This is a genomic window from Erwinia sp. SLM-02 (genome assembly GCF_037450285.1).
Classification (GTDB): domain Bacteria; phylum Pseudomonadota; class Gammaproteobacteria; order Enterobacterales; family Enterobacteriaceae; genus Erwinia.
Genome location: NZ_JAQISN010000001.1, coordinates 551574 through 562426, shown reverse-complemented (window position 1 = coordinate 562426; position 10853 = coordinate 551574). Strand labels below are relative to the sequence as shown.

Genomic DNA, 10853 nt, shown 5'->3' with positions numbered 1-10853 from the left:
AGGTATCGACGAATATCGCGTGATAACAACAGCTTTATTGCGCCCGCAGCGGTGCTAAAGTAGGGAGGTGATTCTGACAAGGATATGACATGCACACTTCTCTCCCGGCAGGACAAAAACTGATTTCTGAACTGGGCCGCATCGTCGGCCGCAACCATCTGCTCACCGACCCCGCGCAAACCGAGCGCTATCGTAAAGGCTTCCGCTCCGGCGAGGGCGAAGCGCTGGCGGTGGTCTTCCCGGGTTCACTGCTGGAACAGTGGCGGATCCTGCAGGCCTGCGTGGCGGCGGATGCGATCATTCTGATGCAGGCGGCGAACACCGGACTGACCGAAGGCTCCACCCCCAACGGCAATGACTATCCCCGCGATATCGTCATTATCAGCACGCTGCGAATGGATAAAATCCGCCTGCTGGATGAGGGGAAACAGGTGCTGGCGTTCCCCGGCAGCACGCTGTATCAGCTGGAAAAAGAGCTGAAGCCGCTGGGCCGCGAGCCGCACTCGGTGATTGGATCCTCCTGCATTGGTGCCTCGGTGCTGGGGGGGATTTGTAACAACTCCGGCGGGTCGCTGGTGAAGCGCGGCCCCGCCTATACCGAAATGGCGCTGTATGCGCAGATCGATGCCGACGGCGTGCTGAAGCTGGTTAACCATCTGGGCATTAATCTGGGCACCACGCCGGAGCAGATCCTCACCCGCCTGGATGACGATACCTGGCAGCAGGGCGACGTGCTGCACGACCAGCGCCACGCCTCGGATCACGACTACGCCGAGCGGGTCCGCGATGTGGAAGCGGACACGCCTTCGCGCTTTAATGCCGACGCGCGCCGCCTGTTCGAAGCCTCCGGCTGCGCGGGGAAGCTGGCGCTGTTTGCCGTTCGCCTCGATACCTTTGCCAGCGAAACCGCCCAGCAGGTATTTTATATCGGCACCAACAATCCCGACGTACTGGACCAGCTGCGCCGCCATATGCTGGCCAACTTCAGCAACCTGCCGGTTGCCGGTGAGTATATGCACCGCGACATTTTTGATATTGCCGAAGTCTACGGTAAAGACACCTTTGTGATGATCGACAAACTCGGCACCGATAAAATGCCGATGTTCTTTACCATGAAAGGCCGCGTTGATGCCTGGCTGTCGCGCATTAAGTGGTTTAAGCCCCACTTTACCGACCGCGTACTGCAAAAGCTGACCGCCCTGCTGCCCTCGCATCTGCCTGCCCGTATGAAGCAGTATCGCGAGCGTTATGAACATCACCTGATGCTGAAAATGTCCGGCGATGGGGTGGCCGAAGCACGTGCGTATCTACAGGAGTTTTTCCACCATGCCGAAGGCGCATTCTTCGAATGTGAAGGTAAAGAGGGGGCGCACGCGTTTCTGCATCGCTTCGCCGCTGCCGGTGCGGCCGTGCGCTATCACGCCGTGCATCACGACGATGTGGAAGATATTCTGGCGCTGGATATCGCTCTGCGCCGCAACGATCGCGAATGGTTCGAGCGGCTGCCGGCCGAATTTGACGATGCGCTGACCCACCGCCTTTATTACGGCCACTTCCTGTGCCACGTTTTCCATCAGGACTATATTGTGAAAAAAGGGGTGGATACCCACGCGCTCAAGGAAAAAATGCTGGCCCTGCTGGCCGAACGCGGCGCGGAATATCCGGCGGAACACAACGTGGGTCATCTATACAAGGCAAAACCGCAGCTGAAAGCGTTTTATCAGCAGCTCGATCCGACGAATACCTTTAACCCGGGTATCGGTAAAACCACGAGGGAAAAACACTGGGGCAGCTGCGACTGCCACAAATAACCTCCCGTTCCGGGGCGGAATTTTTTTCGCCCCGGTGCGCCCGATCATATTCATGTTATTTCTCCTTTCCGATGTGCCCCAAAACATTGTTTTTTTCCACTTTTGCGCTAATAGTCAATTGTATCCTGCGATAACTGTAATTATGCCAACTGACTGGCGGAGGAAATATGGGCGTAGTAGCAGAAGAAAACATTACTGCTTCAAATAATAACAGCCTTACCAGCAATAAGAATTACTGGACCGTACAAGACGTAGAAAAAGCTACAAAGGGAAGCTGGGTTATTCCTCCGGCAGAAGGCTGGACCGCCACCGGCGTCTCTATTTTCGCTCCCGCTCTGCAGCCCGGAAATATGGCGGTTATCCGCACGGAAGATGATAAAACCGGCCTGCTGGCGAGCGTGGCGTTGAGACTTTCTCCGCCACCTTCCTGCCTGATCACTACAGAACCGGATAAAATCCTGTCTGACAGCATCCCGCTGCTTAAGGTAGCCGATAACACCGATGCCATTCTGGCGATGGGACGCTATGCCCGCGATAAAATGAAAGGCCGGGTGCTGGGCATCACCGGCAGCGCCGGTAAAACCACCTGCGTGGCCATGGTCGCCGATGCGCTTTCCGCCTGGGGGCCAACCTGCAAGAGCAACAACAACGCCAACCTGCCGCGCGGCGTGGCGTGGAATATCGCCTCCATGCCGTGGGACAGCGCCCATATCGTGCTGGAAATGGCCATTGGCAGAATGGCGGTCAGCTCAAGAATGGTGCGCCCGGAAGTAGCAATTTTTACGAATATCCAGCCTGCACATCTCGGTGAAAACACCACCGTACACGACGTTGCGCTCACCAAAAGCGCCATTTTTGTCGGCATGGCACCCGGCGGCGTGGCGATTTTAAACCGCGATATGCTGGAGTGGGAGACGGTCAGCCAGGCCGCCGAAGCCAGGCAGCAGAATATCGTTAATTACGGCACGCATCCCGACTGTCAGTACCGTCTGGTCGACTACGACGCGCAGAAGCAGCAGGTTACCGCGCAGATTGGCGACCGCACCCTGCGCTACACCCTGGCCGCGGGTGGGAAGCATATGGCGCTGAACAGCCTGGCAACGCTGGCTGCGGTGGAAGCCCTCGGCTATCCGCTGGAACCGGCCATTGAGAAGATCGGTCAGTTTGCCGCCCTGGCCGGGCGCGGTGAAGAAAAACAGGTCAGCGTTAACGGGGTGCCGTTGACGATGATTGATGATGCCTATAACGCGAACCCGGGATCGATGCAGGCGGCTATTGAGCGGATCAGCGGGCAGAACTGCAGCGGACGCCGGATTGCCGTACTGGGCGAAATGGCCGAACTTGGCTCCGGTTCCGAGAACTATCATACCGAACTGGCACCGCTGCTGAATGCCAGCGCGATCGACCAGATTTTCCTGGCGGGTTCAAGCTATAAACAGTGCTGGGAACTGCTGGATGAAGGAAAAAAAGGCGCGTGGGTCGATGTCCCGGAAGAGCTGAAGCCCCTGCTGCTGGAGGCACTGCAGGCCGGGGATACCGTGCTGTTTAAAGGCTCAAACAGCACCAAGGTACATCAGCTGGTCAGCTGGATAAATCAGATGCCGGAAAACGTCAGCTAGCCGGCCGGGCCGCCGGCAATCATCCGCTGGCGGCCCTGACGGATTTACTCCGGCGCATCCTGCAATACCACCTTCCCGTCTTTACGTTCAATAATCATCGTCTGCGGAGCAGAAAGCGCCACGCCTTCCTTGCGCAGTCGGGTCAGAATATCGAACAGCAGATCGCTTTTCGCCCCGCTCACCTGGCGCGGGCTGGCAACGTTACCGGTGACCGACAGGACAATACCGGTCGAGGTCAGATCTTTAAACGATACTGATGGCTCCGGCGTTTCCAGAATCCGCTCGTTATCATTGTAAACGTCCAGCAGCAGCTGGCGCACCTGCTGCGGATCGATATCCAGCGGGAAGGTCAGCGTGATGGTCGCCACCCCCTGCGCGTTGCCCATGGTGGCGTTACGCACGTTCTGCGAAATCAGCTGCGAGTTCGGCACGATCACCGTGGACTTATCGCTCAGCTGGATCTCGGTGGCACGCACGTTAATGCGGCGAATATCCCCTTCTATGCCGCTGATACTGACCAGATCGCCCACCTTAACCGGACGTTCTGTTAACAGGATCAGACCGGAGATAAAGTTCTTCACAATCTCCTGCAGGCCGAAACCGATACCGACCGACAGGGCGCTGACGATCCAGGCCAGCTTGTTCCACTGCACGCCCATAATCGACAGCGTCATGAGGATCACCAGCACGAAACCGATGTTGCTGAACAGAGTGATCAGCGAAACGCGCATCCCCTTATCCATGGTGGTTTTCGGCAGGAACTCATTTTCCAGCCAGCGCTTAACCGAGCGAAGTACCCAGATCCCCACCGCCAGGCACACCAGCGCATTGACCACATGGGCCGGAACGATGTTCATCGACTCCAGCCCTTTTCCGCCCCAGAACTCGATCGCCTTCTGTACCAGTTCAATCGGCGTTGCGCTGCCGAATGTACCGTTCAGCAATGCCATTGCCGCCGCCAGCAGCAGCAGAGTTTTGCCAATCGCACCGAGCAGCGCTGCAACCTGGCCAAGGTGGCGTTCATCAACGTTGAGCGAAGCCTGAATGCGCTTGCCGGAAGCGTTGTTTGTGGAGAACAGGCTTTCGCTGGCATCCGTTACCAGCTGGCTGAAGATGTAGAACAGGCCGAATACAATCCCCATCCAGATCAGTTCATAGGCGAGGAATCGGGCCAGGGTGATATAGCCAATCACCAGCGCAACCATGATGGCAAAGCCAATCAGCGTCAGCGCCATCTGAATCAGCCCGACCAGCGTCGATCTCGCCTCCGGCTGATGGCCTTCCTGAATCATCCGGCGACGCACGCGGTTGGTACGAATGCTGATCGACAGTGCGGTCGCGCCAATCAGCAGCGCGGTCATGCCGTTAGCAAAAATTGTCGTGGCAACGCTGGTATTGGCGCTGCTGTTGAAATTCTCGACCGTCTGGAAGATAAACACCAGCGCGGCGGTTAATGGCGGATACGGCTTTAACGCCAGCGCCACTTCATTGGAAATCTGCGGCAGCCGCCATGACGGGCGGCGGGTGGAGAGGAAAGCGCGGCCCAGACCGGCAATCAGGCCGCAGAAAATACTCAGCCCGACCAGTTTGTCGGCGAAGACCCGCACATCATCCACAACTTCATCATGGCGGGTGAAGGCCAGATCGAGGAAGTTAAACGCCAGCACCACCGCGCCCAGCGTGGTTAACGCCGTGGCGGCAGCCAGGAAGCTGCGGCGCAGACGCCCTTCTGGCAAATGATGGATGCCCACCCAGGCCAGAAACTCTTCCAGATAACGGCGCCCAAGCGTCGCCACGAGTCCCGCCGCCAGGATCCAGCCAATCGTGCCGAACATCCAGCCGGGCTGGAAAGAGAGCAGAGCCGCCGTCTTCAGTTCATCAATAAAGTCGCTAATTTTGTCGCTGTCGTCGCTCTGGATATTCGACAGCGGCGCCCAGAAGCGTGGACCAAAAATACTGCCGGCGTTCAGTGCCAGCTGCGTTTTCAGCGCATCACGACGCAGGTTAACAATCTGCGTGGAAAGATTGATTGCGCCGGATTTGATCGCTTCCGCCTGCTTGATCTGGTCATCGGTCTTGCTTTTCTGGCTTTCCAGCTTGCTGCGCTTGGTTGTGACTTCGCTGGTTTCCTTCACGCCGCTGTCCGCCAGCGGCGCCGGGCCAAGCACCGCCAGCTGGGCCTGCAGCTGCGCTCGCTGAGGAATAATCCCCTGAATCAGGGCGTCGGCATCACCGGACAGCTCCAGTGCGAGGTCATTAAGCGCGTTCAGGCGGGTATCGTTGGTTTCACTGGATACCTGCTGTTTTATTTTGTCGAGCACCTTCTGCATCTTAGGCAACTCAACGGCAGCATTGACCTTGATCGGCGCATCAGCATTTTGCTGAGCGCTGTCGCTGTCGGCCGCCTGTACCCACTGCGGCGACAGCGCCACCAGTGCCAGCAGACACACCCGAAGAAAAGTTAACATGCCTGACATGAACGAAGTTCCTGATAAAAAATAGAGGGCACCGGTCGGTGCCGGATGAATATCGCGGCATAGTTTATGCCTTTGCCGCGGGCCGCACTATAAGATTTGCGATAGAAAAAAAAAGTCTCAGTCATAAGAATAATCTATGGTGTTTTACCGTGAGCCGCATGGCAGATTAGAAAGAAAACCCACAAGGAACAGTCATGGTTAGCCCCGCATCCGCCGTTCGCATCCGCGACGCAGAAGAAGCCGATTTCGATATTATCACCCGCATTTACGGCTGGCATGTCCTGCACGGCTGTGGATCATTTGAAGAAACGCCGCCCGATGTGAATGAAATGACCGAGCGTTTTCGTAAAGTTCGCTCCTTCGGCCTGCCCTGGCTGGTTGCGCTGGTTGATAATGAAGTGGTGGGCTACTGCTACGCCACGCAGTATCGCCCCCGCCCTGCCTATCGCTACACCATTGAAGATTCAATTTATCTGGCACCCGATGCGGGTGGCAAAGGCATTGGCAGCGTGCTGATGACGTCGCTGATTGCCCGCTGTCAGCAGGGGCCGTGGCGGCAAATGCTGGCGATTGTCGGCAACGGCGAACGTAATGCCGGTTCTCTTAACCTGCATAAAAAAATGGGCTTCGAAACGGTCGGTAATTTCCGCAATGTAGGATTCAAACACGGCGAATGGCGGGATACGTTGCTGATGCAGCGGGCGCTTAAGCCTGATGCCACAGACGTGCCGGAGAGTTAAACCTGCCGGCACGCTGCGAGCGGGTTACTCCACCGCGCTGTCGTCAGCGACGGCATTGCTGGCCACCTGAGCGGCCTTCTGCTTTTTATAGCTGAGCGCGGCGGCAGGCACCGGGGAGATTTTCCCTGTTTCGACCCAGCTGCGCAGGCGGTTGGCATCGGCAAAGTGCGTGTACTTACCGAATGCATCCAGCACCACCAGTGAAACCGGTCGCTTGCCGATCACCGTGCGCATGACCAGGCAGTGCCCGGCCTGATTGGTGAAGCCGGTTTTGGTCAGCTGAATATTCCAGTCCGGGCGATACACCAGATGATTGGTGTTGCGGAACGGCAGCGTGTAATTCGGATGGCTAAAGGTGGCCATATCTTCACGAGTCGTACTCAGCTCGCCCAGCAGCGGGTAGCGCTTACTGGCGATCAGCAGTTTGGTCAGGTCACGCGCGGTTGACACGTTATGGATTGAAAGCCCGGTTGGCTCCACATAACGCGTATTCGTCATCCCCAGCGAGCGCGCTTTCGCGTTCATTGCGCGGATAAAGGCATCGTATCCGCCGGGATAATGATGTGCCAGACTCGCTGCCGCTCGGTTTTCCGAGGACATCAGCGCCAGCAGCATCATGTTCTTACGGCTTATTTCGCTATTGAGCCGCACGCGCGAATAAATCCCACGCATTTCAGGGGTCTGACTGATATCCACGCTCAGGATCTCATCCATCGGCAGATGCGCATCCAGTACCACCATCACCGTCATCAGCTTGGTGATTGAGGCAATCGGCCGCACCAGGTCAGGATGGTTGGCGTAAATAACTTTATGGGTATCCATATCGACAATCATCGCACTGCCGGAGGCAATTTCCGGCTGCGCCGCGGGCGCGGATTCAGATTGAGGTGTACGGGCAGCGGCCTGATTAACGAGTAGCGGGCCGGAAAACAGCAGGGCCAAACTCAAAAAAGATAAGCGGATTTTTGCAGGCATCAGTTCAGAACTTAACGGCTAGTGATTCAGGTGTGGTAACCACACGCCGCCACCCGCAGAAACGGAAAAGTTGCGAGGGCTGGCTCGCGCATAATACGCTGTAATCCGGGTAATTTCCTATGGATTATTCGTTTCCAGGCATTTCCAGAACGCCACCGGTTTCCCGGTGGCACAGGGGGTTAAAACAGGCGGTATCCGTAGCCCCACATCAGGACCGTGATCGCCAGCAGCACTTCCAGAACCAGGATACCGATGGCCAGCGTAGAACCGGAAATGCGCAGACTTTCGTCGCGATCGATATTCAGAAACAGAGGTATACCGACGTAGAGCAGATAGCCGGTGTACACCAGCGCCAGCGCACCGATCAGCACGCACAGCCAGACCAGCGGGTAAAGCGCGACCAGCCCGCTGAGAAACAGCGGCGTGGCAATGTATCCGGCGAAGACCATACAGCTGGCAAGACGAGGACGCTGCGGATAGTCACGCGCCATCCACCAGATCACCCGCCCCATAACGGCAACCCCGGCCAGGATGACCGCATAAAACACCACCGCCAGCGCAAAAGCACTGAAAAGAGACAGCGGAATGGTCTGGCCCACACCGATATCCCAGCCGATCTGAGTGGTACCAATAAATGCACAGATCACCGGGATCAGCGCCATCAGTAAAACATGATGAGTGTAATGATGAGAGAGCGTTTCGTTCTCTCGCTTGATATCCCGCATCTCACGGTCAGGATGCGCAAGAAGTCCCCATACGTGGTTCATATCTTCACTCCTCACTACGTCTGGCCGCCGGTGGATTCAATCTGTAGCGGCAACACAATCAGTATACGCGCCCCTGAATCGTTTGCTTTTTGCTCAGCCACGCCGATGGGCTAATGCCCTAATTTCTCTTCGAAAATAAATACCGGGAGTTTCCACAGGCTGCGGGATCGATCACAAAACGCTAAACTTAGCTGACTTGAACGATGTTAAGGAGAGCAATTTTGCCTGGTGATGTGAATACGCTGATTACGGAATATGGCTATTGGGCGCTTTTTATTGGCTGCCTGGCAGAGGGGGAAACGTTTACCATACTGGGTGGTGTCGCCGCTCATGAAGGGCTGTTGCGCTATGGCTGGGTGCTGCTGGTTACGGCCTGCGGCGGCATTCTGGGGGATACCGCGCTGTTTTTCCTCGGGCGATACTACGGCACCAGCATCCTCAAACGGTTTAAAAAGCACGAGGATAAAATTGCCTCGGCGAACCGGCTGATCCGCAAGCGGCCCGTGCTCTTCGTCATCGGCGTCCGCTTTATGTACGGCCTGCGCATTGTCGGGCCTATCATCATCGGAGCCAGCCGCCTGCGCCCGACGACCTTTCTGATGCTCAACGTGGTTGGTGCAGTGCTATGGGCAACGTTGTTTGTCACACTCGGCTATCTGGGTGGCCAGGTTATTGCACCGTGGCTGCACGCGCTCGATCATCACCTCAAGCAGCTGTTCTGGCTGGTGCTGGCGATTGCTTTAGTCTGGGGAGCCCGCTTTGCTTTCCGCCGCTATAAGCGCGGCAAATGACCCCTTAGTCCTTTGAGAGACACGCCTCTTCCCTTTCCCTCTCTCCGGTAGCAGGCGGTGCGGATTTCGCACTGCCGTCAAAGCCGTTATGTCATTGATTAATCGCCGCCCACCATTGTTAACATTATCTGATGACCATTTGCACTCTTTAAGAATCAGTCACATAAAAAAGCATAGAAATAATGAAAAAATATTTCTTAACCTTTACAGATATAGTCTATGGGGATTAATGAGTCTGCAGAGAAAAAGCGGTAAGGAACGTTGATTTATCAGCATTTTTACATTAAACGGCAATTTAGTGTGATACAGATCACACTTTTGAATAAAAAAAACGATAAATTTTTTAATGATTTTACGAATAAATCACATTTTTCACGCTGCGGAAGCATAAAAAGAAATCAATAATTACATTTTAAAACAACAGAAAACCTTACCAATCATCGCCAGACTAAGAATAATCGCATTCAAATCGACGCAACCCCATCATACATAAAAAACGCTAATGAAAAAAAAGCATTCTAATTCATGATGTTATCAGTATGTGACAAAACACCGTCACTGGTAATGCCATTAAGTGAGACTTATCTTAATTTAAGATAGACGGTTGTTTACATCCGAAACCATTCAATAGGATCAGCCTATCAAAAATCAGATACACGCGCATTCAAACCGATTTCAATTAACTGAATTAACACACTAAGCTCCAATTTAGTTAGAGATCGGGGTTCTCAGTTCGCGGAGATGATTTCAAATTGTGTGATGCGCAGCCAATGATGAAGAGCTTTAACCTTTTGATGGTGTTAAGGACTGCAGTATGAAAGTACATCGTGTTGACTATCGGTTAGTCCCTGGCCTCACTCATGCTATGGCAGGTACTCTACTTTCCAATCAATGCTCAACAGCGATGATCATTTTGCCTTCCACCACTGGCTCTGCGATCGATCCCGACAATCGCTTCCGTACACATTCAATCGCACAGAGAATGTCACTGACCCTTTTTTCCCTTTTTAATCCGAACGGCACATTAACCCGAGCGATCGCGTTGACGCGTCACCACAGGGTGAATCACGGATCCCTGGACTCAGGTTCGTCTTACGTCTCGGTTATTGCTGGTTGGTTATTCTCGCCACTGCGGTTAACGAATGTGTGAAGCCCAGCAGGATATATTTCAGGGCACCCGGAAATTCTGTGAGCTATGGCAAACTATTTTTTTATCAGCCTTATTTTATTACGGGTTAAAGAATCTGCACCCGACGAATAATAAAGGGCTGTGGTGCCGTGAATGGATTTGATATTTCAGTTTTGCAGGAAGGACAGGTCCCCCTGCCATCATGGGGTGCACAGCTGATAGTGATATAAATTATATCATTACCATAAAGTCACCTCTGACAATAATAATCCAGAGTAATCAACTGGATAATAAAACACTTTTTATGCCCCTTATTCAGGGGGGCATCGTCTTGCCCGTTTGTCAGATGACTTATTGTTTAATATCGGATTTATGCCTGATTGAATGCGTAAACCATAAAAACAAAAAAAGATCCGATAGCCAGGTACCAGACCTGCCCCGCTGAAATGCAACTCTAATAAGGCCCGCATAAAACTTCCGCGCCAGAAGCAGTAAGCAGTTGAAATAAGAAGGGAATAAGCTCCAAAGGTGCTTGCTACAACTT

7 protein-coding genes are annotated in these 10853 nt (G+C 54.3%); 4 read left to right on the top strand and 3 right to left on the bottom strand.

All coding sequences use genetic code 11. The features are described 5' to 3' along the window. Window positions 1–89: 89 nt before the first annotated feature. Both dld and PGH32_RS02715 read left to right on the top strand, forming a co-directional pair. Window positions 90–1811, top strand: coding sequence for a D-lactate dehydrogenase (dld, locus tag PGH32_RS02720; RefSeq protein WP_337893113.1), 1722 nt, complete (start codon window positions 90–92; stop codon window positions 1809–1811). Between the two features lie 167 nt (window positions 1812–1978). Further along, a complete protein-coding gene (locus PGH32_RS02715; protein ID WP_314420008.1) occupies window positions 1979–3430 on the top strand; it encodes a UDP-N-acetylmuramoyl-tripeptide--D-alanyl-D-alanine ligase in 1452 nt (483 codons plus the stop codon). A gap of 44 nt (window positions 3431–3474) precedes the next feature. On the opposite strand, the gene PGH32_RS02710 is transcribed toward PGH32_RS02715, so the two are convergent. Continuing rightward, complete coding sequence (locus PGH32_RS02710; RefSeq protein ID WP_337893112.1) at window positions 3475–5907, bottom strand: DUF3772 domain-containing protein; 2433 nt, start codon at window positions 5905–5907, stop codon at window positions 3475–3477. Window positions 5908–6101: 194 nt separating this feature from the next. Between PGH32_RS02710 and PGH32_RS02705 the strand changes: the two genes are divergently transcribed. Further along, window positions 6102–6647 carry a GNAT family N-acetyltransferase gene (locus PGH32_RS02705; protein ID WP_337893111.1) on the top strand — a complete coding sequence of 182 codons (546 nt, stop codon included), beginning with the start codon at window positions 6102–6104 and terminating at the stop codon, window positions 6645–6647. Window positions 6648–6671: 24 nt separating this feature from the next. Here PGH32_RS02705 and pbpG read toward each other — a convergent pair whose 3' ends face one another. Beyond that, window positions 6672–7622, bottom strand: a complete 951-nt coding sequence (pbpG, locus tag PGH32_RS02700) for a D-alanyl-D-alanine endopeptidase (RefSeq protein ID WP_337893110.1) — start codon at window positions 7620–7622, stop codon at window positions 6672–6674. Window positions 7623–7801: 179 nt separating this feature from the next. Next, window positions 7802–8389, bottom strand: coding sequence for a Yip1 family protein (locus PGH32_RS02695; protein WP_337893109.1), 588 nt, complete (start codon window positions 8387–8389; stop codon window positions 7802–7804). A 221-nt stretch (window positions 8390–8610) separates the two neighbouring features. Here PGH32_RS02695 and PGH32_RS02690 point away from each other — a divergent pair, with 221 nt between their 5' ends. Then, window positions 8611–9180, top strand: coding sequence for a DedA family protein (locus PGH32_RS02690; RefSeq protein WP_314420015.1), 570 nt, complete (start codon window positions 8611–8613; stop codon window positions 9178–9180). The last annotated feature ends 1673 nt before the right edge of the window (window positions 9181–10853 follow it).

Coding starts and splice junctions, on each gene's coding strand:
- dld (WP_337893113.1), top strand. CDS start 90: ATGCACACTTCTCTCCCGGCAGGACAAAAACTGATTTCTGAACTGGGC.
- pbpG (WP_337893110.1), bottom strand. CDS start 7,622: ATGCCTGCAAAAATCCGCTTATCTTTTTTGAGTTTGGCCCTGCTGTTT.
- PGH32_RS02715 (WP_314420008.1), top strand. CDS start 1,979: ATGGGCGTAGTAGCAGAAGAAAACATTACTGCTTCAAATAATAACAGC.
- PGH32_RS02695 (WP_337893109.1), bottom strand. CDS start 8,389: ATGAACCACGTATGGGGACTTCTTGCGCATCCTGACCGTGAGATGCGG.
- PGH32_RS02705 (WP_337893111.1), top strand. CDS start 6,102: ATGGTTAGCCCCGCATCCGCCGTTCGCATCCGCGACGCAGAAGAAGCC.
- PGH32_RS02710 (WP_337893112.1), bottom strand. CDS start 5,907: ATGTCAGGCATGTTAACTTTTCTTCGGGTGTGTCTGCTGGCACTGGTG.